The organism is Oceanobacillus sp. CF4.6, assembly GCF_051262635.1.
In the GTDB taxonomy this organism is placed as follows: Bacteria; Bacillota; Bacilli; order Bacillales; family Amphibacillaceae; genus Oceanobacillus.
In genome coordinates this window covers 355,597-381,733 of record NZ_JBIMEX010000002.1, presented here as the reverse complement: position 1 = coordinate 381,733, position 26,137 = coordinate 355,597, and the positions used below count along the sequence as shown (strand labels likewise).

At 36.9% G+C, this 26,137-nt stretch carries 28 protein-coding genes, 2 pseudogenes and 1 riboswitch; of the genes and pseudogenes, 28 read left to right on the top strand and 2 right to left on the bottom strand.

The annotated features are described in order from the left end of the window. Positions 1-62: 62 nt before the first annotated feature. The 14 genes and pseudogenes from ACHABU_RS05455 to ACHABU_RS05390 all read left to right on the top strand — a co-directional run bounded on the left by ACHABU_RS05455 (position 63) and on the right by ACHABU_RS05390 (position 11,673). Positions 63-1,013: an NAD(P)H-dependent flavin oxidoreductase gene (locus tag ACHABU_RS05455; RefSeq protein WP_435763121.1), complete on the top strand. Its 951-nt coding sequence runs from the start codon at positions 63-65 to the stop codon at positions 1,011-1,013. A 109-nt stretch (positions 1,014-1,122) separates the two neighbouring features. After that, complete coding sequence (locus tag ACHABU_RS05450; RefSeq protein WP_435763119.1) at positions 1,123-1,962, top strand: crotonase/enoyl-CoA hydratase family protein; 840 nt, start codon at positions 1,123-1,125, stop codon at positions 1,960-1,962. 23 nt (positions 1,963-1,985) lie between these two features. Beyond that, complete coding sequence (gene fadH / locus ACHABU_RS05445) at positions 1,986-2,780, top strand: 2,4-dienoyl-CoA reductase (protein ID WP_435763116.1); 795 nt, start codon at positions 1,986-1,988, stop codon at positions 2,778-2,780. A gap of 11 nt (positions 2,781-2,791) precedes the next feature. Next, positions 2,792-3,220: a MaoC/PaaZ C-terminal domain-containing protein gene (locus tag ACHABU_RS05440; RefSeq protein ID WP_435763113.1), complete on the top strand. Its 429-nt coding sequence runs from the start codon at positions 2,792-2,794 to the stop codon at positions 3,218-3,220. A gap of 131 nt (positions 3,221-3,351) precedes the next feature. Then, positions 3,352-4,326 carry a quinone oxidoreductase family protein gene (locus ACHABU_RS05435; protein WP_435763111.1) on the top strand — a complete coding sequence of 325 codons (975 nt, stop codon included), beginning with the start codon at positions 3,352-3,354 and terminating at the stop codon, positions 4,324-4,326. Positions 4,327-4,406: 80 nt separating this feature from the next. Further along, a complete protein-coding gene (locus tag ACHABU_RS05430; RefSeq protein ID WP_435763109.1) occupies positions 4,407-5,150 on the top strand; it encodes a 2-phosphosulfolactate phosphatase in 744 nt (247 codons plus the stop codon). 87 nt (positions 5,151-5,237) lie between these two features. Then, the gene (locus tag ACHABU_RS05425) at positions 5,238-6,386 is read left to right on the top strand and encodes an acyl-CoA dehydrogenase family protein (RefSeq protein ID WP_435763107.1); all 1,149 of its coding nucleotides are present in this window, start codon (positions 5,238-5,240) and stop codon (positions 6,384-6,386) included. Positions 6,387-6,548: 162 nt separating this feature from the next. Beyond that, entirely contained in the window at positions 6,549-7,730 is a 1,182-nt protein-coding gene (locus ACHABU_RS05420) for an iron-containing alcohol dehydrogenase (protein ID WP_435763105.1), read from the top strand. Positions 7,731-7,919: 189 nt separating this feature from the next. Further along, entirely contained in the window at positions 7,920-8,510 is a 591-nt protein-coding gene (locus ACHABU_RS05415) for a TetR/AcrR family transcriptional regulator (RefSeq protein WP_435763102.1), read from the top strand. 57 nt (positions 8,511-8,567) lie between these two features. After that, positions 8,568-9,335: an enoyl-CoA hydratase gene (locus tag ACHABU_RS05410; protein ID WP_435763100.1), complete on the top strand. Its 768-nt coding sequence runs from the start codon at positions 8,568-8,570 to the stop codon at positions 9,333-9,335. Between the two features lie 365 nt (positions 9,336-9,700). Beyond that, on the top strand, positions 9,701-10,876 hold the full coding sequence (locus ACHABU_RS05405; RefSeq protein WP_435763098.1) for an iron-containing alcohol dehydrogenase: 1,176 nt from the start codon (positions 9,701-9,703) through the stop codon (positions 10,874-10,876). 12 nt (positions 10,877-10,888) lie between these two features. After that, on the top strand, positions 10,889-11,284 hold the full coding sequence (locus ACHABU_RS05400; RefSeq protein WP_435763096.1) for an acyl-CoA thioesterase: 396 nt from the start codon (positions 10,889-10,891) through the stop codon (positions 11,282-11,284). A 135-nt stretch (positions 11,285-11,419) separates the two neighbouring features. Beyond that, positions 11,420-11,485: pseudogene (locus ACHABU_RS05395) on the top strand (hypothetical protein); the annotation flags it as partial. Between the two features lie 44 nt (positions 11,486-11,529). After that, entirely contained in the window at positions 11,530-11,673 is a 144-nt protein-coding gene (locus ACHABU_RS05390) for a hypothetical protein (RefSeq protein ID WP_435763093.1), read from the top strand. A 9-nt stretch (positions 11,674-11,682) separates the two neighbouring features. Here ACHABU_RS05390 and ACHABU_RS05385 read toward each other — a convergent pair. Next, positions 11,683-11,958 (bottom strand): annotated as a pseudogene (locus tag ACHABU_RS05385) (DUF981 family protein); the annotation flags it as partial. 63 nt (positions 11,959-12,021) lie between these two features. Beyond that, positions 12,022-12,534 (bottom strand): GNAT family N-acetyltransferase, encoded by a 513-nt coding sequence (locus ACHABU_RS05380; RefSeq protein ID WP_435763091.1) that lies wholly within the window; start codon positions 12,532-12,534, stop codon positions 12,022-12,024. A gap of 435 nt (positions 12,535-12,969) precedes the next feature. Beyond that, a riboswitch (cobalamin riboswitch) is annotated at positions 12,970-13,175 on the top strand. A gap of 158 nt (positions 13,176-13,333) precedes the next feature. On the opposite strand from ACHABU_RS05380, the gene ACHABU_RS05375 reads away from it, so the two are divergent. The 14 genes from ACHABU_RS05375 (at position 13,334) to ACHABU_RS05310 (ending at position 26,073) form a co-directional block, all read left to right on the top strand. Next, entirely contained in the window at positions 13,334-14,356 is a 1,023-nt protein-coding gene (locus tag ACHABU_RS05375) for an ABC transporter substrate-binding protein (RefSeq protein WP_435763088.1), read from the top strand. Next, positions 14,319-15,383 carry a FecCD family ABC transporter permease gene (locus ACHABU_RS05370; RefSeq protein ID WP_435763085.1) on the top strand — a complete coding sequence of 355 codons (1,065 nt, stop codon included), beginning with the start codon at positions 14,319-14,321 and terminating at the stop codon, positions 15,381-15,383. The genes ACHABU_RS05375 and ACHABU_RS05370 overlap by 38 nt, the downstream gene beginning before the upstream one ends. Before the next feature lie 4 nt (positions 15,384-15,387). Further along, positions 15,388-16,857, top strand: coding sequence for an adenosylcobinamide amidohydrolase (locus ACHABU_RS05365; protein ID WP_435763083.1), 1,470 nt, complete (start codon positions 15,388-15,390; stop codon positions 16,855-16,857). Between the two features lie 29 nt (positions 16,858-16,886). Beyond that, the gene (locus ACHABU_RS05360; protein WP_435763080.1) at positions 16,887-18,260 is read left to right on the top strand and encodes a cobyrinate a,c-diamide synthase; all 1,374 of its coding nucleotides are present in this window, start codon (positions 16,887-16,889) and stop codon (positions 18,258-18,260) included. A gap of 121 nt (positions 18,261-18,381) precedes the next feature. Continuing rightward, complete coding sequence (locus tag ACHABU_RS05355; RefSeq protein WP_435763078.1) at positions 18,382-18,933, top strand: cob(I)yrinic acid a,c-diamide adenosyltransferase; 552 nt, start codon at positions 18,382-18,384, stop codon at positions 18,931-18,933. A gap of 87 nt (positions 18,934-19,020) precedes the next feature. Then, positions 19,021-19,983, top strand: a complete 963-nt coding sequence (cbiB, locus tag ACHABU_RS05350; RefSeq protein WP_435763076.1) for an adenosylcobinamide-phosphate synthase CbiB — start codon at positions 19,021-19,023, stop codon at positions 19,981-19,983. Continuing rightward, a complete protein-coding gene (cobD, locus tag ACHABU_RS05345; RefSeq protein ID WP_435763074.1) occupies positions 19,958-21,034 on the top strand; it encodes a threonine-phosphate decarboxylase CobD in 1,077 nt (358 codons plus the stop codon). The genes cbiB and cobD overlap by 26 nt, the downstream gene beginning before the upstream one ends. Continuing rightward, positions 21,016-21,588, top strand: coding sequence for a bifunctional adenosylcobinamide kinase/adenosylcobinamide-phosphate guanylyltransferase (locus ACHABU_RS05340; protein ID WP_435763071.1), 573 nt, complete (start codon positions 21,016-21,018; stop codon positions 21,586-21,588). The genes cobD and ACHABU_RS05340 overlap by 19 nt, the downstream gene beginning before the upstream one ends. Continuing rightward, a complete protein-coding gene (locus ACHABU_RS05335) occupies positions 21,585-23,093 on the top strand; it encodes a cobyric acid synthase (RefSeq protein WP_435763069.1) in 1,509 nt (502 codons plus the stop codon). The genes ACHABU_RS05340 and ACHABU_RS05335 overlap by 4 nt, the downstream gene beginning before the upstream one ends. 68 nt (positions 23,094-23,161) lie before the next feature. Then, positions 23,162-23,881, top strand: a complete 720-nt coding sequence (cobS, locus tag ACHABU_RS05330; protein WP_435763067.1) for an adenosylcobinamide-GDP ribazoletransferase — start codon at positions 23,162-23,164, stop codon at positions 23,879-23,881. Next, entirely contained in the window at positions 23,839-24,465 is a 627-nt protein-coding gene (locus ACHABU_RS05325; protein WP_435763064.1) for a histidine phosphatase family protein, read from the top strand. Before cobS ends, ACHABU_RS05325 begins: the two co-directional genes overlap by 43 nt. Continuing rightward, positions 24,417-24,851, top strand: a complete 435-nt coding sequence (locus tag ACHABU_RS05320) for a bifunctional adenosylcobinamide kinase/adenosylcobinamide-phosphate guanylyltransferase (protein WP_435763062.1) — start codon at positions 24,417-24,419, stop codon at positions 24,849-24,851. The genes ACHABU_RS05325 and ACHABU_RS05320 overlap by 49 nt, the downstream gene beginning before the upstream one ends. A gap of 26 nt (positions 24,852-24,877) precedes the next feature. Further along, the gene (locus ACHABU_RS05315; RefSeq protein WP_435763060.1) at positions 24,878-25,372 is read left to right on the top strand and encodes an ECF transporter S component; all 495 of its coding nucleotides are present in this window, start codon (positions 24,878-24,880) and stop codon (positions 25,370-25,372) included. Beyond that, positions 25,369-26,073, top strand: coding sequence for an ATP-binding protein (locus tag ACHABU_RS05310; RefSeq protein ID WP_435763057.1), 705 nt, complete (start codon positions 25,369-25,371; stop codon positions 26,071-26,073). The genes ACHABU_RS05315 and ACHABU_RS05310 overlap by 4 nt, the downstream gene beginning before the upstream one ends. Positions 26,074-26,137: the final 64 nt, after the last annotated feature.

The following is a 26,137-nucleotide window of genomic DNA, read 5'->3' as shown; positions in this document are numbered from 1 at the left end:
TCCACATTAAGTATACATTTAGAGAAAATGAATATAAAAAAATATATAAAGGTGGATAACTAGTGAATAAGGTTTGTGAAGTATTGGAAATTGAATTTCCAATTATAGAAGGTGGCCTTGCATATGTAGGAAACGGACTGCTTGCTGCGTCCGTTTCTGAAGGAGGGGGCTTTGGGCAAATTGGTACTGCTGGAAGAACGGTTGAAAATTTTGAAGAAGAGATTTTGTTAGCAGCTGATGCAACAAATAAACCGTTTGGTGTAAACATTCCGATAAGTCAGCACACTGATTACACCCCTTATTTAGGTGTCATAAGTAAACATAAACATTTAATTAAAGCCGTAAGTTTAGGCGCTGGCAATCCAAAAGAATTAATTCCGGTAATCAAAGATTTGGGTTTAAAAGTTCTGGTACTAACTTCTACAGCTTTTCATTCGGAAAAGGCAGAGAAATTAGGTGCGGACATTATTGTATGCGAAGGATATGAGGCAGGCGGTAGTAACGGACCTTCTGAATTAACAACAATGACATTAGTGCCATTAGTTAAACGAGCTGTTTCAATTCCGGTTATTGCCGCGGGCGGAATTGCTGATGGCAAAAGTATGGCTGCTGCAATGGCGTTGGGTGCAGATGGTGTTCAGTTAGGTACCAGATTTGTTGCGACAAAAGAATGTGAGGCACATGATAATTTTAAATCAGCAATACTGAAGTCACAGGATGTATCTACAGAAATCATGACCCGAATATTAAAAGGACCGATTAGGGTACTTAAAAATGAGTATTCCGAGAAGGTACATCAGGTAGAAAAGGAAAATGGAACAGTAGATGTTGTACTTCCTTTTGTAAGAGGAACATACAATAAGCTAGCAATGCTAGACGGTGAAATAGATAATGGTTTTATGAGTTGTGGACAGGTTTCTAGTTTAATAGATGATATTGAAAGTGCAGAAGAAGTAGTGAAAAGAATTGCGAAAGAATTACAAGAAAATATTTCAAAATCATATGTTTTTTAAACCAACCAATTTATAAAGCTATCAAAGTAATTGAGTCTAAAAGAAAAGTCATCAAGTAATTGGTGACTTTTTCTTTACATCTGTTAAAAATGTTAGGAGGTAACTCTACATGTACGAAACAATTAGGGTAGAAGTTTCGGAACGAATTATGACAATAACACTCCATCGCCCTGAGCAGTTAAACGCATATACACATCAAATGCAAGACGAATTAATTCATGCATTTGATCGTGCAGATGAGGATGATAATGTTCGAGTAATTATAATGACTGGTTCAGGACGAGCATATTGTGCTGGTGCAGATCTTCATGAATACTCGTTCGATGTGGATGAGCCGATGGAGGAACATCGGGATGGTGGAGGTGTGTTGACCCTGCGAATCTTTGAATTAAAGAAACCAATTATTGCAGCCATTAATGGTGCTGCTGTTGGTATAGGAGCCACGATGGTACTACCAATGGATATACGAATTGCTTCAGATGTAGCGAGGATCGGTTTTGTGTTTTCAAGGAGAGGCATTACACAAGAAGCGGGTAGTGGCTGGTTCTTACCAAGGGTCGTTGGCATTAATCAGGCGATGGAATGGATTGCAACAGGTCGGATTTTTTCAGCGGAAGAAGCGTTGGAAAAAGGTTTAATAAGTCGAGTAGTTCCAGAAGGTAAATTACTAGATACCGCACGAAATCTAGCAAGAGAGATAGCAGAAAACACCTCAGCGATGTCTGTTGCACTAAACCGTCAATTAATGTGGAAAATGCTAGGTACAAGTCATCCAATGATATCCCACAAAATCGAATCGAAGTTCATTTATTGGATGGGAAAAAATGCAGATGTAAAAGAAGGAATGAACGCATTTTTAGAAAAACGCAAACCGAATTTCACTATGAATGTAAGTTCGGATATGCCAGACTTCTACCCTTGGAAAGACATGGAAAAATTTAAGGACTAGTTCAAGAAAAGGAGGAAATAGCAATGGATAGAAAAGTAGTCATTATCACAGGTGGTGGCAGTGGTATTGGTAGAGGAATGGCTGAAAAATATGTCCAAGAGGGCTGGAATGTAGTCATTGCGGGAAGAACTCTTGAAAAACTAGAGCAAACAAAAAGAGATATTGAACAGTTTGGAGGGCAAGTGTTAACCGTACAAATGGATGTGCGTGATCCTGAAATGGCAGAAAGAATGGTTAAAGAAACAAAGGAAGCATTTGGTCGAATCGATGTGTTAATTAATAATGCTGCAGGAAACTTCATTGTAAACGCAGAGGATCTGACTGTGAATGGTTGGAAAGCAGTGGTAGAGATTGTACTGTATGGCACATGGTTTTGTTCGCAAGCTGTTGCAAAGGACTGGATAAGAGACGAGAAAGTTGGTTCGATAATTAATATCGTTGCCCCTTGGCCAGGTGGTGCACCGGGTGTTGTGCATTCTGCTTCAGCAAAAGCTGGGGTGCAAGCGATGAGCAAAACGTTAGCGGTAGAATGGGGAAAGAAATACAGTATTCGTGTTAACTGTATCGCACCGGGTGGAATTGATGGTACGGAAGGCGTAGATAAATTATATCCATCGGAAAAATCTTATCAGGATGCAGTGGATAAAGTACCTTTAAAACGCTTTGGTAAGCTAGAGGAAGTTGCAAGTCTCGCATATTTCCTATCGTCTGACAACGCGGGTTACATTAATGGAGAGTGCATTTATTTAGATGCCGGAGAACATTTGGTACAAATTGATTACTTAAGTCATTTAGAAAATATAAATATTGGTAAATGAGGTGAGACTTTATGAAATTTAATGAATTTACCAAAGGCGATATATTTACTACAAGTGAAGTAATAGTAGATAAAGGAGACATGGTTGAATACGCTAAAAAGTATGATCCACAGTATTTTCATGTGGATGAAGTGGAGGCCAAGGAAAGTCCTTATGAATCATTAATTGCTTCTGGATTTTATTCGATTAATATTGTTTGGGCTAATTTCATTCATATGAACATATTAGGTAGGGATTGTTTAGGTGGTCTAGGGATAGATAATATACGTTGGAAACTTCCAGTGAAACCAAATCATCGTTTAGTCGGTGAATATACAATTGTGAATAAAAGAATCCTCTCCGATAATAATCGAGGGATATTAGATGTTGAAGCTCGAATCCGGAATCAAGATGGCCAAGAAGCAATCACATTTCAAACAAAGATACTTATAAAAGTGTAGCCTATTTTAAGTTGATAGCAATTTTACAAATTAGTTCTATTCTATTTTTGAAGACAGATTACCAATTTAGTTTGAAAGCGTTCAATGAATTACAACAAATTCAAGAAGCTTTAAGAGAATGGAGGATATAAGTGAAATCGATACACTTTGAAGAATATGGAGAATCAAATCAGTTAAAAGTAATTGAATTGGATAAGAAAGAGCCTGCTAGTAACCAAGTATTGATTCAAGTAGAGACAATTGGAATAAATTTTGCAGATATTTTAAGACGCCGAGGTGCCTATTTGGAACCAACTCCCTTACCCTTTATCCCAGGATATGAAGTTGCAGGTGTTATTCAAAAAACAGGAAGTAATTCTACATTTGAAGTTGGCGACCGTGTGGTAGCTTTGTTACTTGAAGGTGGTGGCTATAGCGAATATATCACGACTGATGAAGAAAAGGTTACTATTATCCCAGACGGAATATCATTGGAAGAAGCTGTTGCCATTCCTCTACAGGGATTAACAGCTTATTATATTTTAAATGAAATGGCGAGAATAAGAAAAGGAGAAACTGTTCTCGTACATGCTGCTGCAGGGGGAGTTGGTACGATTGCTATTCAACTTGCAAAACTACTTGGTGCTGGTCTAGTTATTGCTACTGCAAGCACCCAGGAAAAGTTGCAGCATGCTAAGACACTCGGAGCAGATATACTAATTAATTATACAGAAGATAATTGGAATGAAAAAGTACTTGAGGCAACAAATAACAAAGGTGTAGATATTATCATGGAAATGGTAGGCGATGACATTTTTTATAAAAGCATCAAATGTTTGGACTCTTTTGGAAGGATAATCGTCTATGGTCGCGCTAGCAGGAAAGAAACACTGTTTGACCCTCGGAAATTAATGAATAAGAATCAAATAGTTGCAGGTTTCTTTTTAGGTGATTGGAAAGACCATCAGAAGAACAAAGAGGCACTGGAGTTACTATTCAATTTTATAAAAGATAAACAGTTGAACATTAGTGTTGGAGGAATTTATCCGCTTGAAGAGGTCGGAAAAGTGCATGATTTAATGGAAAGAAGAAAAACACAAGGTAAAATAATTTTAAAAACAAATTGAATAAAGGAAATTAATGTGAGAAGTTGTTGCTAAATTAGTGCGTTGCTAAATTTGACTTCGTACAAAAGAGAGGTATGTATATGAGAAGAATTCATGTTATCACACAAAAGGAATTAGTAGATACTGAAAAGATTAAAGATTCAACCGCAGTCGTTATTGATGTGCTACTCGCTACCTCTACTATCGCCTTTGCTCTTAATAAAGGTATAAAATCAGTCACTACAGTAAAAAGCCCAGATGAAGGATTTTCTATTTTAAAACAAAATCCAAAAAATAATTTATTAATGGGTGAAAGTAAAGGAAACTATATTGAAGGAATGGAATATCCTGACCCCCTTTTATTTGATGATGAAAAACATGCTAGAAAAGATTCCTTGATCCTCTTAACTACGAACGGGACGGTGGGTATAGAAAATGCTTCTTCTGCTATAAATTTATACACGAGCTCACTATTAAATGGCCATGTAATTGCAAAGGAATTACATGATAATACAGGAGATTCTTCAATAGCCATTGTTTGTGCAGGAAATCATGGTAGATTTTCAATGGAGGATTTTATTGGTGCAGGGCAGTTGATTCATCATTTGTTAAGTATAGGCGATGCCTATTCCTATTCATTGGCAGATTCTTCGATAGCTGCTTTAGAGTGTTATAAGGCAGCAAAAGCAGATCAATTTAGTTTGTTACACTCATTAGAAACATCTCAATTGCTACATACCTTAGGGTTTCATCATGCGATAAATCTGATTGTTGACCACATTGAAAAAGTAGACATTATTTCAAAAATGGAAAATGGGAAAATAATTAATATCTCTAAAAAGTAGTAGAACAATCATTGCTAATAAAAAAACAAATTTATGAAAACTAGAATATTTCAAGGGAAGTTTAATTTTATAGAAGGAGGTTTTTTTTTGAAACGAATAATTTTTAATGACGAACACAATATGTTTCGGAAAACACTGATACAATTCCTAGAAAAAGAGGCTGTTCCAAATTATGAAGAGTGGGAAGAAAAGAAGCAAATCCCACGTTCTTTTTGGCTGAAGATGGGTGAGCAAGGCTATTTATGTCCTCAAGTAGATGAGGCATATGGTGGATTGAACACGGATTTTAGATATGCATCTGTGATAGCTGAGGAATTAGCTAAAGTTGGAACTGCATTAGCATCTGGAGTAAATCTTCATAGTGATATTGTCATTCCATATATAGAATCATTCGGAACGGAGCAACAAAAGAAAAAATGGTTGCCTAAAGCGATAAGTGGAGAGGTCATCAGTGCTATAGCGATGACAGAGCCTGGAGCAGGATCTGATTTAGCTAATATTAAAACCACTGCAATTAAAAATGGAGATAAATATATATTAAATGGAGAAAAAATATTTATAACAAATGGGTACACCTCAGACTTGGTAGTTGTTGTATGTAAAACAGACCCACAAGCTAAGCCACAGCATAGAGGAATTAGTCTATTACTAGTCGAGGCAGGTACACCTGGTTTTACGAAAGGGAATAAACTTTCAAAAATGGGACAGCATGCAAACGATACAAGTGAACTAATTTTTGAAGATGTACCTGTACCTGTTGAGAATCTTATTGGAGAAGAGAATAAAGGATTTTATTATTTAATGGAAAAGCTGCAACAAGAAAGATTAATTGTAGCGATTCAAAGTATCGCTACTGTGGAAAGAATGCTCCATTTGACCCTTGATTTTGTGAAACAAAGAAAAGCCTTTGGAAAAAGTATTGGGGAATTCCAAAACACACAATATAAGCTAGCAGAAATAAAGACAGAATTAGAGATAGGGAGCGTATTTGTGGATCAGCTAATTACGCGTCATATAGAAGGTGAAAATTTAGTGGATGAGGTCTCGATGGCGAAGTGGTGGACGACTGACTTAGAGAGAAAAGCTTCCATTGAATGTATGCAACTTCATGGTGGCTACGGATATATGGAAGAATATGAGATTGCTAGAAGATATCGTGACGCAGCAGTCGGTCCAATTTACGCAGGAACAAATGAGATCATGAAAGGTATTATCGCAAAGAATATGGGGTTATAAAAGAACGCATCAAAAGTAGGGTTTATTCCGTGTTTAGAAACGGCAGAGATTGTATCAAGAAATAAATAAGGAAGAGACTCTACTTCTTGTTTTAGTTATCCCAAAGTACTTTTAAATAGCCGATTAAGTTACTTATTAAAGCACAAGAAATGAGGTATTTAAATGATGTATCAATTTCTTCCCGTGGACCGTGTGCATTATGGACTAAATATTGTAGAAGAGAAACTTATAAGTGAAATACAAAGGATTGGCGGAAATAAGGCTGTTATCGTAACAACTAAAAGTTTGTTGAAAACCAATGTATATAATCGGATGGTAAATCAATTCCGGGCTAATGGAATAGAAATATTTACGATGATGATGAAGCAACATGTTCCTGGAGACGTTCTTATGCAGGATATTAAAGAAATAAAAGATTTCGAACCAAATCTCATTATTAGTTGTGGAGGTGGGAGTGCGATAGACAGTGCGAAAATACTCTCCCTCATATTGGCAGAGAATATTGATACTGAGGAAGAACTATATACTTATTCGCAAAATATAAGGGGAAATAAGACTCTGATGGAAAATTATATTCCTCATTTTGCAATCCCAACCACTTTATCAGCTGCTGAATTTACAAGTATTGCAGGAACAACAAATAAGAGAGATTTGGTTAAATATAAATTCCATCATTTAAATATGACACCACAGCTGGTATTTCTAGATCCTACATTTACAATGGATACACCAGAATGGCTTTGGCTATCAACAGGTATGCGAGCTGTCGATCATGCAGTGGAGACCCAATACACTCCTATACCTAGTCCAGTCAATGAAGCTCTGGCACTTGCTGCCCTGAAGAAATTATATCAATATTTACCCCTAACGAAACAATACCCAGATAAATTGGAGTATAGATTACAATGTCAAATAGGCGCATGGCTGTCACTATTCTCTGTTGATAATATAAAATTAGGGCTCTCGCATAGTATCGGGCATCAATTAGGAGCTATGTATAATATTCCGCATGGCATTACTTCTGCAATTATGCTACCGTCCGTAATGGAATTTCTATTGCCAAGAGCGTACGACCGGTTAGCACAAATTACGGATACTTTGTCTGTTTCAGATACCAGGCGGTCGATAAAAGCAAGGGCGGAAAAAGCACCGATATTTATAAAAGATTTAGTCATTAATCTTGAAATACCTCATAAACTAAGTGATTTTAATGTTGCAAAAGAAACCATCCCTGATTTGATTGAAAATATACTAATTGATATTAAAAGTGAAAGAAATGAATTTGTTATAAATACGAAAAATCTCGAACTAGAGGTCAAAAATTTGGTTATGAGCGTATGGTAAGTATGTTTAAATTAAAGAATTCTTTAGTTTCAAAAATTGAATGTGTATAATGATATCTAAGTTGCCATGCATCCATATAGAGTGATAAATTGAATTAAATTTCTAGTAAACAACAAAATTGTAAGCGATATCAATACTGGGGTTGATTAGATGAAATTATTTTTAAAATAATAGGAAAGGAGTGAGGGTATGTCACTACGAGATAAGAAAACAGCCAAAAAAAAGGAAGAAATTCTTCAATCTGCCATTAGTGTTATCTATGAAAAGGGATACCACAATACAACTATTGAAGATATTGCAGCAAAACTATTAATGACAAAAGGCTCTGTCTACTATTATTTTAAAGATAAACAAGATCTATTGTATGAGAGTTATAAAATGCTGCTAGAGAATAGTATTGATAGATTTAATAAAATTATGGAACGCGAATTACCATTAGAGCAAAAGTTAAGAAACGCATTGCAATCACATATTGAATATCTCCTCGAAGAAAAAGCTGGGTTTGATGCAGGAATGAAGCCAGAGCATTTCTTTGATGGTGATCAATTAAATACTATTTTAGAATTACGTTCAGAATATGCTGCATGTTATGACGAAATAATTAAATTAGGAATTAAATCGCGTATTCTAAACGAAGTAAATGTTAGAATAGCTAGAAATTTAATCTTAGGGGCGATGAACTGGATGCTACAATGGTATTCTCCTGACGGTGAGATGACGAAAGAAGAATTGGCTAATATAGCTTCTGATTATTTAATGCGGATTCTAATTAAAGATTAGCTAACATCAATTTTTACTACTAATAAAACAAAATATAACGATGGGGGACAAATTATTATGGCAGAATTAATAAAAATGGAAAAAAGTGAAGGCATTGCTACAGTAACGATTGATAATCCACCAATGAATGTTCTGAGTATGCAAGTTACAAAAGAGTTAGACGAAGTATTTCAGACACTAGCTGAGGACAATGAAGTTATCGCAGTTATATTAACAGGTAATGGAGAGAAGGCATTTATGGCTGGAGCGGATATTAAAGAGTTTCCAGATAGAGGAGCGAATAAGGGTGTAGTCGATACACATGCAGTATTCAATCGGATTGAAAATATACCGAAGCCAACAATAGCTGTATTAAACGGATTTACGCTAGGTGGAGGATTGGAACTTGCTTTATTATGTGACATTCGCATTGCTGAAGATCACGCAAGAGTAGGCTTACCTGAAATTAATTTAGGTATCCTTCCAGGTGGTGGCGGCACACAAAGGTTGCCGAGACTTATTGGAAATGCAAGAGCTAAAGAGGTCATGTTTACGGGTGAACCATTATCTGCTGAAGAAGCTAAAGAAATCGGTATTGTGAATTATGTAATATCAAAAGGAAGTGGCATAGAGGAGGCCACAAAACTTGCTAAAAAATTCACTAATAAATCTTTACAATCATTGAGTCGAATTAAACACTTAGTGAACGTAGGTAGTCAACTTTCGCTTGAAGAAGGTTTACAAAAGGAAAAGGTGCTTTTTGATGAGATTTTCGTTACACAGGATGCTAAAGAAGGTGTGAGTGCTTTTATCGAAAAAAGAAAACCTGAATTTACACATAAGTAATGCTTTAATTGATAGAAAGGGAGTTTGAAAATAGATAATCATCTTGCGCAAGCTGAATCGAATTTTCAGCCTTATGTAGATTTTCATACTCCAGATTATCATTAATTTGCTGGAAAAAATATGCTACCTCATTTCTTTAACTGAAACAATCATAAGGGATCGTGTAAAGTGCTGCAGAAAAAGGATACTCGCACGTCAAACATCCCTTAAAGCAGATATTGTAAATGAAACTCCTGCAATGACAATGGAAAAACTATGTGCGTCTGGATGGGAGCAGTTACATTAGGAACTTTATCGATTGCTAGTGAGATGCTGATGTTATTAATGGAAGATACACTGCAAAATAACGATACAGGGGGAAGGAAATGAAGGCATTTATTTCACCAAAAAAAATCTATCATGGGGAAGGGTCCATAAATGTGTTAGAAACAATCCTAAAAGAACGGAATGCACAGAATATTTTCTTACTTACAGACCCGATTTTAAGGGAACTGAATGTAATTGAGCCTATAATTGAGATTATTCATCGATTGGAATTGAAAGTTCAAATTTCAACAGACGTTGTACCAGAACCTTCCTTGTCGGTAGGAAATCGTATAGTAGAAAAAGTAAGAGATCAAAATCCTGATTTAGTGATTGGTGTTGGTGGTGGAAGTGCCATCGATTTAGCGAAAGCAGCGGCTGTTCTTGCGGAAAACGAAGGAAAAGTAGAAGACTATTTGAATTTAACTGGAACGAAAACATTTCAAACTAAAGGTTTGCCAAAGGTTCTCATTCCTACCACTGCAGGAACTGGCGCCGAAGTAACAGATATTGCCGTTTTTTCATTAGAAGAAACGAAAGATGTCATAACGCACGAATATTTACTTGCTGATTATGCGATAGTGGATCCAGTTTTAACATACACACTCCCCCCAAAAGTTACTGCTGCTAGCGGTGTTGATGCATTTACCCACGCGATTGAAGCGTACACTTCGGTAAATGCAACTGCGTTAACCGACACGTTAGCAGTTGAAGCAATGGATAGAATTGCTAGTAATATCCGTACAGCAGTTTGGAACGGAAGCGATAAAAAGGCTAGAGGGGAAATGGCGCTAGGTAGCCTCATGGCTGGGATGAGCTTTTATAATGCTGGGGTTGCTGGGGTCCATGGACTTGCCTATCCGTTGGGAGGGTTATTTAAGCTTCCCCACGGGGAATCAAATGCAGTGTTGCTTCCGTATGTTTATGATCATATTTGGCCCTCGTGTATCGATAAGATGAACCATGTTGCAAAAATTTTACGTATTCCTTTAGGTGGGAAGAGTGATAGAAATATAGCGATTGACGTTGTTCGAAGTTTACAAACACTAGTGAAAGACGTGGGATTACCAACGACAATCAAAGAATACAATATAAAGCAAAATGATATTGAAACTCTGACGGAAAATGGTATAAAACAAACTAGATTATTAAATCGCAGCCCGAAAAAATTAACCAAAAAAGATATTCGCGAAATTTATCAAAATTGCTATGATGGAAAACTAAAAAGTATAGAATAGGGAGAAAAAACGATGTACCGAACAATAATCGAACCAAGAGTTTCAGAGACCGATGGCGTAGGACATATTAATAATACAACAATTCCAATTTGGCTAGAAGCGGCACGCAATCCAATTTTTAAATTGTTTACTCCTGATCATTCTTTTGATAATTGGAAAATGATTATTTTAAATATCAATGTGGATTACCTCAGTCAAATATATTTTGGAAAAGAAGCGGAAGTGCGAACCTGGGTGAGGAAAATTGGAAATTCCAGTTTAGAATTATACGAGGAAATTCACCAAGGTGGAACACTTTGTGCTAAAGGGAAAGCAGTATATGTGAATTTCAATGTAGAGGAACAGCGCTCAGAGTCAATTCCAGTGGAGATTAAGGAAGAATTGGAAAAACATTTGTACGATAAATAGGGGGGATGAAGAAAAATAATTGTAGTCTTTATGTTAAAAAGGTAGAGCCGACACGAGATAATTTTAAATTAATCTGAGAAGAGTTTCATGATTTAAGATGGAGAAGCAGTTACAGATCTACGAAATAATGAATCTATTTATGCAATAGTTGAAGAAACGGTAAGTCATTTTAGGGGAATTGATATTTTAATTAATAATGCTGGTGTTTTATCAACCAGTTTTGCTATGGATGTCTCCGAGGAGGATTGGGATATGATGTTTCTTTTGGGAACGTTATTCACACAAATATTTCATCTTCCTATTTGGCTAGACATATTGGTTTGAAATCTGGTGTTCCTATTGAGGCTCCAGCTTTAACTCTCAATCGTTTATGTGGATCGGGTATGTAGGCAATTGTTTCAAGTACACAAAATATTTTCATGTTTCATATAAATGTTAGATTTTCTCCATAAAAGTACAGAAATCCCTAAAAGCATTACTCCGAATGCAAGGGAAGGCTCACCAAATATAATGTCATCGAACGGGAATCTGATTTCTGCAAGAACCCAACTTAAAGTCATATGACCACCTGTAGGCGTCAAAATAAATCCTGAAATTGCAAATCCAACAGACCAACCTTTTAATTGTCCTATTTTATTTTGTTTCAATTTAGTAAAAAAACTTATAATTAAAAGTAGTGCAACACCTGACGCATCCCCTTTAAATTTACATGCCTGTAAAACAAAAAAAGGGGCTCATTAAGAGCTCCTTTTAAAATTCATAATAAAGGCTTTTACAATGATTCCGTCATTCATCGGTTCTAAATCGAGTTCCGGAAGACGCTTAAATCCCATACGTTCATAAAGAGATAACGCTTGTTTCATAAAAAAGGCAGTATGAAGACCGATTTGTGCGTGTTTTTCTTCCCTTGAAACGTTTAAACAATGTTCCACTAACGCTTTTCCGATTCCTCTTCCACGAATATCCGGGTCCACCGAAAGCATTCGTATTTCTGGATATTCTTGAACATTCTCGCTAAATTCATACGCTTGAATAGAGGGAGGGAACAAAACAACACTCCCGACAATACGACCGTCTAGTTCGGTTACGTATATTTTTGCATTGTTTTTGGTATCATTATCCGAAAGAATGGTGCTTTTTAATACTTCCCAATGTTCTTTTGGAACCGATTGTTCATGTTCCTTGTAACTTTTTAACCGAAGGCTTCGAACCGCTTCTATTTCTTCAGGATTCATTTCTCTGATTTTCAAGTCCATTCATCTCCTTTAATTATCATTCTATCTTAATTATATACACCAAAGTTTTGCTTTTTGTAAAAAAACATTATTTTAGTTGCAAAAAAAGGAAGATGAACAACAATCTTAGAAAGTTGAATAGATTTTGAAAAAAACTATTTAACATAACCACTAGAAAGTAGTCAAACAACTTCCCATTACCATAACAAAATCTTTCAAGTAAGAATAATACACTAGTAAAGTGGTGAAACATATGAAACTAGAAAACAGTGCAGCAGTCATTACTGGTGGAGCAAACTGTCTTATTACCAGTATTCATTTGTATAACTTTGATAGCCTCTTTGAGTTTTTTTAGAGTCACTGAGATAACGGACGATAAAGCATTCTTACCACGCTAGGGTTTTCAATTTACAAAAAAGAGGAACTATTCTATAATTATCATTAACATAAAAAATAATCAGACAAATAGGTTTTTAAATGACTCCAATATGGAGATTCATTTAAAACGAAGAGGGAAGTTGGTGCAAAACCAACACGGTCCCGCCACTGTGAGCGATGAGGAAGGTTAAAAAATACCCACTGTGTGATTTACATGGGAAGGGTTAACCAACCGTTGATTCGTAAGTCAGGAGACCTGCCTATTTGTTTTTTAAGCTTCCTCGAGGAAAAGGAATGTTTAAAGTGCATCGTAATCTATCTCTCGTAGGTTTTGTGTCATACAGACCTGCTTTTAGAATACATATGTACCTTTCACATTTACGCTTTTCCATAGGGAATGGCGTTTTTTTATGCAAAAATATTAGGAGGAGAAAAGATGCGCGGCAATTTTTTTAAAAAGTGGGGATTATTAGGTCTTGTTCTTTTATTAAGTATTATGATTTTTGCAGGGTGTGGTGCACAGGAGGAAGAACAAACAACACAAGGTGAAGCAGGTGTATCTGATGTTGAAGAAACAAATGAGGATACTGATAAGGAATTAGAAGAAGGAAATGAAGAATTATTTCCGGTAACAATTACAGATGATGCTGATCAAGAGGTTACAATTGAAACCGAACCTGAATCAATTGTTTCAATTCAACCTAGTAATACCGAGATTTCATTTGCCCTCGGATTAGGTGATAAAATAATTGGTGTTTCAGACTATGATAACTATCCCGCTGAGGCTCTGGAAATTCAAAAGGTTGGTGCACAAGATATGAATGCGGAACTTATTCTAAAGCTTATGCCGGATGTAGCACTTGTTACTGATTATCATTACGAAAATCATCAAGATATTTTGAACCAATTTGAAGAAGTAGGAATTAACGTGATAGTTATTGGAAGCGCAACCTCTTTCAACGATGTATATGACCAGATTGAAATGATTGCGACTGCAACAGGAAGTCAAGCACAGGCGGAAGAAATGATTACAGATATGCAAGAGCGCCTCGAATCTATTAAAGAGAAAGCAGAATCTATTACAGATAAAAAGAAAGTTTGGGTTGAAGTGTCACCAGCCCCAGATATTTTTACAACAGGTCAAAATACGTTTATGCATGAAATGCTAGAGTCGATTAACGCCATAAATGCTGCAGAAGAAGAAGAGGGATGGGTGAAACTTACAGAAGAGGAAATTGTTACTTTAAAACCAAATATTATTATTACGACTTATGGGTACTATATAGAAAATCCGGCGGAAGAAGTATTGTCTCGTGAGGGATGGGCGGAGGTTCCTGCCGTGAAAAATGAACAAGTATTTGATGTTGATAACGATACGGTTACAAGGCCAGGTCCTCGCCTAATCGAAGGGGTGGAGACACTTGCTGAGCTCATCTATCCGGAAGTATTTAACGAGTAAAATCGTTTGGTTGTATGTTTTAAGTGGAGGGCTTGTACTTGGTACAGCTCTCCTTGGTTTATTGGAGAGCAGTGTAACCATCCCCATTCCTACAATTTTACATATCGTTTCTGAAAATGCTTTAAATATTGGATGGCTGAACGATATTCCTAAAAATGAAGAAATGATCATATGGAACATCCGTTTACCAAGAGTTTTACTTGCACTCTGTGTTGGTTCATCTCTAGCATTGGCTGGTGCTGCCTTTCAAGGACTTTTACGAAATCCATTAGCAGATCCTTATACAATTGGAGTTTCATCAGGTGCTGCTTTAGGGGCAGTGTTCGTTTTGTTTTTTCAGGTAACCATTATTGGATTAGGAAGTTTCACACTTCCAATATTTGCAATTATTAGTGGATTTATATCTTTGCTCATTGTATTTGGCTTAGTTCGATTAAGCAATAAAGGTTTAGCAATTGAAACGATAATCCTGGCAGGAATTATTGTAAGTGCTTTTATAGGATCTATCGTATCTTTAATCATTTCATTAGCAGATCAGGATTCCATGATGGAAATTATCTACTGGCTATATGGAAGTGTTGCCATGAGGGGGTGGAGTCACGTTCAGCTAATCCTGCCCTTTATGCTTATTGGCATCTTTATTCTTCTCATTCACTATCGTGAGTTAAATGCACTAGCATTAGGTGAGGATGCGGCTGATCACATTGGAGTAAATGTAAAAAGAGGGAAAATATTTATATTAATTGGTGCATCGTTATTAACAGGTGCTTCTGTCGCGGTTTCTGGTTCAATAGGGTTTGTTGGTCTTGTGATTCCCCATCTCGTTAGACTTGTAACAGGTCCGAACCATCGACACGTCCTGCCATTATCTATGCTAGTTGGGGGAGCTTTTCTAATTTTAGCAGATTTAATTTCAAGAACTATCATTGCTCCGAGTGAACTTCCGATTGGTGTCATTACAGGGTTAATTGGTGCTCCAATCTTTGCGGTATTACTTGTTCGAGAAAGGATTAATAGGAAGGGGTAGAATCATGATTAAAATAGAGAATTTAGCAGGCGGATATAAAAATACCCCCATTATTAAAGACCTTCATCTAGAAATTGACAGAGGAGAGTTTTTTATGCTACTCGGGCCAAATGGGAGTGGTAAAACAACATTATTTAAACTCATTACAGGTCAACTGCCCATTCAGAAGGGGAAAATTCTTCTATCTGGAAAAGAAATAGCGTCTCTTTCGAAGCTTGAAAAGGCAAGGAAAGTGTCCGTACTAACACAAGAAGTCCAAGTTTCATTTGATTATACAGTCGAGGAAATCATTAGTCTTGGACGTTACCCGCATCAAAAGGGAATCATTAAGCAGTTGTCAAAAAAGGATCGAAAAGTCATTGAAGATGTCATGGAATTAACTCAAATAAGTCAGTATCGAAATACCCAATTGCGAATGGTTAGCGGTGGGGAAAAACAACGCGTCCTGTTGGCAAAAGCTTTGGCACAGGAGCCTGAAATTTTGCTTTTAGATGAGCCTACCAATCATTTGGATATCAAACATACATTCCATATGTTGGATTTGATAAAGGAACAACAACAGACAATGGGATTAACAATTTTTGCTATATTACATGATTTAAACATAGCTTCCCTATATGCAGATCGTATTGGCTTACTTGAAAAAGGAAGATTATTAGAAGTCGGGGATGTAGACACATTAAGGAATGAAAATCAATTAAAAAAGGTGTACGAGGTCGAGGTGAAAACACAGTCACACCCAGCTGTACCGAAACCACAAATTCTTATGACACCACAACACACTACAAAGAATAATCAATATGACTTTGATAGTTCTTATAAAATAGTGAAAAGCAATGCGTATATTCATATTCAATTTGACCAAGCCTTACGAACTATATCCAACGGGGTCATAGGAGAAGGGATACAGTGGTTAAAGCATTTTTGTAACTTTCATGTTGAAAAGCACTATAATTGCTCTGATCCTAAGAAGGATTTGCAAGCTTGGATGGATACATACCAAATACCTCATGAGCAGGCTGTCGGAATGATGACAGCTGTCAACCTAGAAGATATGGTTATGGAAATAAAAGTAATGGAAGGCATTGAAATAATGGTCGTTGTAACTGCTGGAGTTGGGAATGCTGTTGATATATCGTCTCGGTATTCAGCAAACGCTACCTCCCAAATTGGTACGATAAATACAATGGTTTTTATTGATGCACATTTTACGGATGGAGCACTTGTAAATGGCTACATGTCTGCAACAGAAGCAAAAGTGAAGGCCTTACAAGACCTTGATATAAGAGACTCCGAGTCGACTACAATTGCAACTGGTACATCAACAGATGCTTTGCTTCTAGCCCTTACACAGCAAGGGGATGTCACGCCCTATGCCGGGTCAGGAACACCTGTGGGAAAAGGAATTGGTCAGTTGGTATATCATGCAACAAAGAAGGCAGTAAAGAAATACTTAAAGAGAGTTCAAAAATAACGGATTCTACTAGAAAGGCGGGGCTTACTATGACAGAACGACGGATGGTAATAGCGGGAACTGGTAGTGGTGTCGGGAAGACGACCTTATCGATTGGTATCATGTCGGCTTTAAAAAAGCGTGGACTAGAGGTTCAAGGGTTTAAATGTGGACCTGATTTTATTGATCCTTCCTATCATACAGCGGTTACAAACCGGTTGTCTCGTAATCTGGATAGTTGGATGTTAACGAAAGAAAGCCTGCTGGATGTTTTTACACATGGGAGTAAAAATGCTGACATTTCTATTATCGAAGGTGTGATGGGCTTTTTTGATGGAAAAGGACCAGAAACAAATGAAGGAACTACTGCAGAGATTAGTATGATAACAAAAAGTCCGGTACTGCTTGTTGTTGATTGCTCGAGTATGGCCAGAAGTGCTGCTGCGATTGTAAAAGGGTTTCAATTGTTTTCAGATGGAACAAATATTGTAGGTGTGATAGCAAATGGTGTGGGGAGTGAAAGTCACTTTCAGTTAGTGAAGACGGCAATTGAACAAGAATGTGGTATTCCTGTAATCGGTTATTTAAAACACGAAATTGATATTGAAATCCCTGAGAGACATCTAGGACTTCTTCCTTCTATTGAAAAAGGTGATCTTGATCCACTCTTAAATACATTAGGAGATTTGGTCCTTGAAACAGTAGACATTGATAAACTCCTTGAATTATCGGTTGCTGCTCCATTAGCAGAAAGTAAAGGACTTTCACTTTTTGATAGAAAGGGAGAAACTTCCTTAAGAATTGCGGTAGCGAAAGATGCAGCATTTAACTTCTATTATCCTGAGAACTTAGAAATAATGGAAGCAAACGGTGTAGAAATCGTTTATTTTTCTCCATTAGAAAATGATGTGTTGCCAGACCATGTGGATGGACTCTATCTTGGTGGAGGATTTCCTGAAGAATTTGCTAATTTACTTGATTCCAATCATAAAACAAAACAATCATTGAAAACTAACATTGAAAATGGATTACCTACTTTAGCGGAATGTGGGGGATTCATGTATTTGACAGAATCCATTGAAACGACGGAAAAGAAGAAACATGAGATGGTGGGAATCATTCCAGGTGAAATAAAAATGCAGTCCACATTAGCTGCATTAGGTTATAGAGAAATCAGTGGGCACCAAAATAACTTTTTACTTAGAAATCACATAGCAAGGGGGCATGAATTTCATTATTCTACCTATCTATCAGCTGAAGAAGATGTTCCATATGCATACGAGACAAAAGGTATGAGAGGGAAAAATAGAGAAGGCTATTTAGCTTACAACTTAGTAGCAGGTTTCACATATATTCATTTTGCCTCTTGTCCAGCAATCGTTGGTAATTGGATTGAAAAATGTATTGAAACGAGAAGGATGTAGAGGTAATCGTGTAAAACAGTAATAAAAATCTAACTGAGTAAAGTGTTTGAGATATTAGGAACGAATCTAACGTGAAATTTCATTGTGTTTCCATCTATTAATTACAGGAGGTTTTAGCATTATGGGAAATGAAAAGAGAAATAGAAAAGGACTAACATTGGTTTATACAGGGGATGGAAAAGGGAAAACAACAGCGGCTTTAGGTTTAGCATTAAGAGGGGTTGGCAGAGGTTTTAATGTAAAAATCCTTCAGTTTATTAAATCACCGCGACGGTCATATGGTGAGCAAATTGCACTTGAAAAGTTAGGTGTTGAGATGGTTCAACTAGGAATTGGTTTTACTTGGTTAAAAACACCGGAGGAACATAGGGAAGCATTGAAGAAGGCCTGGCCGATAGCTAGAGATACCGTCATGGGTGGAGAATATGATTTAGTGATTTTAGATGAATTAAACAATGCTTTAGCGATTGATACATTTCCAATCGATGATGTTTTACCATTAAACGAAGTGATGGACATGATTGAAAACAAACCTGCACATGTTCACCTTGTCATTACAGGAAGAGACGCGAAGCAGGAAATTAGGAATGTAGCCGATCTCGTATCTGTAGTGGAAGCTGAAAAACATTACTACAACGAAGGAGTAAAAGCTGTTAAAGGAATTGAATTATAGACTTTGGGAGATAAAGTAAAGGTGCCTTGCTCTTTTATGAATGTAAGTAAGGAAGTTTTTAAAAACTATTAAAGGGATTCAAAACTAATGGGAAATCATCTAATTGTTATTATGTTTGCCTTTCTAATTGACTTTGTTATTGGTGATCCCCCCGCGCTACCACATCCAGTTAGGTGGATAGGGAGTGGGATTAGCCTTATGGAAAAACGGTTAAATCAAGGGAATTTCCGTAAATGGAAAGGAATGGTGATGGTCTTCCTCATCATCAGTGTTGCTTTTCTGATAACGAGTTTCCTTGTGTGGTTTTTCTATCGCATTCATCCAATGATTGGAATCATTGTAGAAAGTGTGATGATTGCCACTACTATCGCACAAAAAGGTCTGAAAGAAGCAGCCCTTGAAATCTATCAACCTCTTAAAAATGGAGAGATGGCAGAAGCAAGGCTTAAGCTATCCTATATTGTTGGAAGAGATACACATAACCTTGAAGAAGGCGAAATTGTTCGAGGAACAGTTGAGACGGTTTCAGAAAATATAAGTGACGGTGTGACAGCTCCCTTATTCTGGGGATTAATTGGGGGAGCTCCTCTAGCTTTTATGTATCGTGCAATCAATACTTGTGATTCGATGGTTGGATATAAAAATGAAAAGTACCTGGAATTTGGCTGGGCTTCTGCTAAATTTGATGATTTAGTCAATTGGATACCAAGTCGTCTAACCGCTTTCCTTATTTTATTGGGAAACAAGCCTATCAACATGAGCAGGAAAAGAGCATGGAGAATCTTATTCCGGGATGCATTAAGACATCCAAGTCCGAATAGCGGCTGGTTGGAATCAGCAGTGGCTGCCCTATTAGGGGTTCAGCTTGGTGGAGTAAATTATTATAAAGGAATAATCTCCAATAGAGCAAAAATGGGAGACTCGATTGTACCGTTAATAAAAGAACATATTTTACTAACAAACACGATTCTATTGCGAACAAGCCTTTTATTTTTAATTGTGTTATTGATTGGAGGGGTACTGTTTGAATTGGCCACAACATGGTTCTAATCCTCAATATTTATATAAGAAAATGGAAATTGTGAAACCAAAAATATTGATAGATTTTAGTGCAAACATTAATCCTTTAGGACCGCCTGAAATCCTCAAGCAAAAATGGACAGAATTTTATTATAAGATAAATGATTATCCGGATCCAAATGCACGTGTTTTAAAGAAACAGATTGCGAGTAAAGAGAATGTAGATATGGAATCTATCCTGATCGGAAATGGCGGGTCAGAAATTATTACGTTAATAGGAAGATTGTTGGCTGGTAAAAATGTGTTAATCGTGGAACCGGCCTTTTCGGAATATGAGAAGGCATGTCATGAAAATGACTGCCACATCTTTCATCATCATTTAAAAGAACCTGACTGGGATCTGGATGAGAAAGAAATAGCCTTAAAGCTAAAGTATATGGATGCAGTATTTTTATGCAATCCAAATAATCCAACTGGAGTACGGTATTCTAATTCGACAATCATCAAGCTAGTAGAGGAATGTCATCAAAATAATACCTATCTTATCATCGATGAAGCTTTCTATGACTTTTTGGAAGACTACGTGCCGATTACACCTCTGCTAAAAGATTACAGCAATTTACTCATTCTTCGTTCGATGACGAAGATGTTTGCTATTCCTGGATTACGTCTTGGCTATCTACTCGCGAGTCAATCTATTATTGAAAAAATTGGAGCCTATCAACCACATTGGAGTGTGAATATGCTTGCAATGTTAGCAGGGGAAGTTTGCATACAAGATGATTGGTTTATTGATAACACGATCAATTATGTACATACGGAACGCGAAAAGTTATTTTCCTTCTTTCATAGGCAAGGTTTTGTCGTTTCACCGTCACAGATTAATTTTTATTTATTGCGAGATCCGGTAGTAGAAGAACAGATGTCGCTTTTTAAATTTCTGTTAAGAAAAGGAATTGTTCCGAGACATACATATAATTTCCCTGGCTTAGAAGGCAAATGGTTACGGTTTGCGATAAAAGGTACAAAAGAGAATAATCGGCTGATGGAGGTGCTAACAGAGTGGAAACAGCTTCCATAACCTTTATAACTGGTGGGGTACGGAGTGGAAAAAGCAATTTCGCCGAGAAAATAGCTGTTCAAAGAGCATTTGAAATTGGCGGTTCCCTTCATTATATTGCAACAGGAATGCCGTCTGATCGTGAGATGGAAAAGAGAATTTTAAAACATCAAAAGGACAGAAGAGTAAGCGGTTTTCATTGGCAGACATGGGAACAGCCAATGAATATCGAGTGGTTGGCATCTTGTTTTAAGGAAAAGGATATTATCCTGCTAGATTGTTTGACAATTCTTTTAACGAATGAACTTTTTTCCAATCAAGAAGATTGGAGTGCATCCTATTTAAAAGAGGTTTTCCGTCGTATTTTAACTGGAATAAAAGCAATAGAAAAAAGTTGTCATCAACTGATTATTGTTAGCAATGAGGTCTTATTTGATCCTTTCCATGAAAAAAAATTAGTGTTTACGTATTGTCAGCTAATAGGGAGGTTACACCAGGAAATCGTGAATATTGCGGATCAATCTTATGTCGTTGAAGCTGGTATACCAATGTTAATGAAGGGGGATCAACCATGAAAGGGCTGATGATTCAGGGGACTGCTTCTGATGTTGGAAAAAGTCTCATTACAACCGCAATATGTCGATTGTTAGCAAACGAAGGGGTGAAAGTAACGCCTTTCAAATCACAAAATATGTCAAATAATTCTTATGTAACAATCGATGGGGAAGAAATTGGACGAGCCCAAGGGATACAAGCTGAAGCGGCTAAAACAGAAGCAACGGTATGGATGAATCCGATTTTACTAAAGCCCCGATCGGACTTCCAATCAGAAATCGTTCTGCTTGGAACAGCAACAGAGACGTTATCTGGTAAAGGCTACCGAGAAAAATTTTATAAAAAAGGGTTAGAGGTTATCAGCACATCTCTTCATCACTTAGAAAAGGAATTTGATGTTGTGGTCATAGAAGGGGCAGGCAGTCCGGCTGAAGTCAATCTGAGGGACAGAGAACTCGTTAATATGAAAGTTGCAGAATTAGCCGATGTTCCAGTCATTTTAGTAGCGGATATTGACCGTGGCGGAGTCTTTGCAAATATTGTCGGCACATTGGAGCTTCTTCTTCCAGATGAAAGAAAAAGAGTACAGGGGTTAATCATCAATAAATTTCGTGGAGATATAGAGTTATTCCGAGATGGGGTGAGGTGGCTCGAAGATAAAACAGGCATTCCCGTTCTTGGCGTTCTTCCTTTTATGGTGGATCATCGGATTGATGGGGAGGATTCCTTATCGATGGAAAAACAAATCTACCAAAGAGGAAAAAGGGAAATTGATATTGCGGTCATTCATCTCCCTTACATTTCGAATTACAGTGATATCGAATCCTTCCTCTATGAAGAGGATATTTCGGTTCGATTTGTTAAAGACGCTTCTGAGTTCGGTCAGCCAGATGCGGTCATCATTCCAGGTACAAAAAGTACAATCAATGATTTAAACGTCATAATAGAGTTAAAGTTAGATGAAAAACTGATCGATTTCGTTAGAGAAGGCGGATACATGATTGGGATTTGTGGTGGTTTTCAAATGATGGGGACAGAGATTATTGACCAAATAGGTTCGGATACGGGAGTCCCAGGGATTCGTGTCAAAGGATTACACATTATTCCTGCACAAACCGTCTTTTATGAAGAAAAAGAAACGGTTCGAGTGAAGGGGCATTATCATCATAATACAAGTTTAAATGGAAACAGACCAATTGAAGGGTACGAAATCCATTTGGGGAAAACTGAGATTTTTGAAAAGGATACCTTCTTTCTCGAACTGGAGAATGGCAAAGAGGAAGGATATTACAGTCCTAACGGAAAAATCATTGGTACGAATATCCATCATCTTTTTCATAATGATGAGTGGAGAAACGAATGGTTGAATAAAATCCGCAAGTCTAAACAAAAACCCATAAAGGAAATAGTATACACACAAGATTTAAAAGAGGAAAGATATGATAAGCTTGCTTTCAATATGAAAAGTCATCTGAATTGGAAAAGGATAAAAGACATCATGTACGAATGGGACAGAAGAAAATGAAAATGTTAAAAGGGTTTTTCATCAATTTACAATTTTTAACTTCACTTCCTATGAAGAGAGTTTTACCAATGGATCAAGTTCATATTGAGAAAAGTATCCAAACTTTTCCTCTATTAGGTTTGTTTCAAGGTGTATTATACAGTTTGCTTTTATATTCACTCGTAGAATGGACTCCTTTTTCAGCCTTTGCGGCAGCTTTTTTTGTCTGGCTATTTACCATTATTTTAACGGGTGGCATCCATCTGGACGGTTGGATGGATGCCAGTGACGCCTTTTTCTCTTACCAAAACAAAGATAAAAGGCTGGAAATCATGAAGGATCCAAGAGTGGGTGCTTTTGGTGTATTGTCGGTTATTATTCTATTAAGCTTGCGATTTTTATTTATTTATGAAATTACCACTTCAGTAAATGAATTGTCTTATATGTTTATTTTATTCATTCCCTTTTTAAGTAAAGGGGTTATGGGTACCACGCTATTAACGGTACCAGCGGCGAAGAAGGATGGGTTAGCAGCTTTTTTTAAAAAGGCGGGTAAACCAGGGACGTTGAAAATTTATCCGGTTTATTTGGTTGTTCTTATCGGCTTATACGCTTTTTTAAATACCTATTCTGTTTTTCCTGCTTTCCTATTAGTTGTGGTTGCATTCGGATGTTATATGTTCATTCGTCGAGAATCTGTAAAATGGTTCGGCGGGATTACTGGAGATGTACTTGGAGCCTCTGTAGAAGGGACGGAGATTTTCTTATGGATGACACTGTGGCTATTACATTATTTCGTCATGGGCTAACAGAGGAAAATAAGAGGAAAGCTTATTTGGGGTGGAATGATTCTCCACTATGTAAAGAAGCAATTCAGATATTGTCTAATTATACATTTAATCCGCAATCCTATGATTTATTTGTTTCCAGTGATTTACAAAGATGTTTGTCTACCATGGAGTTTTTATTTTCAAATGTAACACCAGTCATTTTTACCGAGTTAAGAGAAATAAATTTCGGAACATTTCAAGGGAAGACATACGAGGAATTAAAAGATGTTAAGGAATATCAGCAATGGATCAATAACATATTCTCCGATTCCCCTCCCTGCGGTGAATCTTTTGAACAGTTTACAGTTAGGGTTTGGAAAGGCTGGGATAGATTGGTTGATCTAATTCTTCAACAGGATTCAAAAAGATGCTTTATTGTCACACATGGTGGGGTTATTCGTTATTTGTTGAGTTCTTTTTCTCTAATAGAAAAAGAATTTTGGGAGTGGAATATCCCTCATGGAACTGGCTATGTACTTCAGTTTAATAGAGAGCAATTAAGGAGGCGCGAACATTGCATTTCGTTACAGGAGGTGCTTTTAATGGGAAACGGACATGGGTGAAAGAGAACTATCCCGGTTGTGAGTGGATTTCTGCTTATAAAGGAAATCCGTTGAAAGAGGATTTAGAAATGTTATCGAGCCCAGTTGTTGTATTAGAAGGCATAGAAATATGGGCGAAAAAATTATGTGAAGAAATGACAATCAACCAAGCAAGAGATTATTTAAGAAATGTATTAGATCGTTGGCTGGAATGGGAAAATGCGGATTCCAATCGAAAAATAATTGTCATTGGCACAGATATTACCAAAGGAATTGTTCCTATGAATAAAAGTGATAGAAATTGGCGGGATCTGACTGGATGGATATACCAAGATTTATCTGATAGCTGTGAGCAGGTTGATGTGATTTGGTACGGAATCAATCAAACGATTAAGTCCAGGAAGTAGATGGAAAATAAAGGAGAGATTTTAAAGTGAGTGTACTAAGATTGAGTTTATTAGCATTATTTATCGCTTTATCTGTGATAGGGGCAGCGATAAAAGTTCCCGCAGTTATTGGAAGTGTGGCACTAGATGCTTTTCCAGCCTTACTTGCTGCAGCGTTTTTTGGGGCGGGTTCAGGAGCCGTTGTTGGTGGTTTAGGACATATGGTATCAGCACTAATTGGTGGGATGTCACTAGGACCCCTTCATTTTATTATTGCAATAGAAATGGCTTTGCTTGTTTCCTTATTCGCATCTCTTTTTAATAGTGGAAAAAAGATCTTAGCTGGTACGATATTCATAATTGGGAATGCAATTGTTGCCCCTTTACCTTTTGTTTTTTTATTTGATTTTGCCTTTTATATCGCTCTTGTTCCTTCTATATTAATTGGTTCATTCCTAAATACAGCTATCGCATATATTGCTATTCCACGTTTAAACTCTATTTTTCAAGGGGTTTATTATAAAGGAGGAGTGAAGGGATGAGAGACTCAATTGTCATTCCTTTTAATAAAGAAGAAGTGCTTGTGCTTACAAGTGATAATAGTGGAGCGATTGGAATGAAGGAACAAGATGTCGTTAAGGTTCCATATGAAATGGTTAGTTACTATTCATTTAGAGTGGCAGTAATGGAATGTATGGCATCAGGAGCTTCTCCTATTTCAGTGGTTATTCAAAACTTTTGCGGAAATGAACCATGGGAGGAACTTATTTCAGGGATACAAAGGGGACTATCAGAACTTGATATGGAAAACATACCAATTACAGGAAGTACGGAAAGTAATTTTTCGCTATCCCAATCGGCAATTGGAATCAATGTAATTGGAAAAAAATCAATTGTAAGCAATACAGAACAAGGAGACCTGCAAAGTCAACATGTTGCCTTGATTGGTATGCCTTTGGTTGGAGATGAGGTGGTATTTCAAGTCGATGCTGTTGCACCATTATCTGTTTTTAAGGAAATATGTCATCTTCAAGATGTAACTGTTTGGCTGGTCGGATCAAAAGGAGTACTTAACGAATTAGAGAGAATGTTTCCTGGAATGGATAGAAATAAAGTGGCATTCTCCCCTATGATTGATCTTTTAAAATCAGGGGGACCATCTTCTTCCTTTTTGATTTCATATCCACCAAGATTGGAAAGTAGGATTAGAGAAATAACTGGGGAACATTTTAATAAACTATAGAAGGTGTGTAGGGAATCTGATTATTCCAAATTTCCAGTATCCTGCTTGACATTCAAAACCTCAC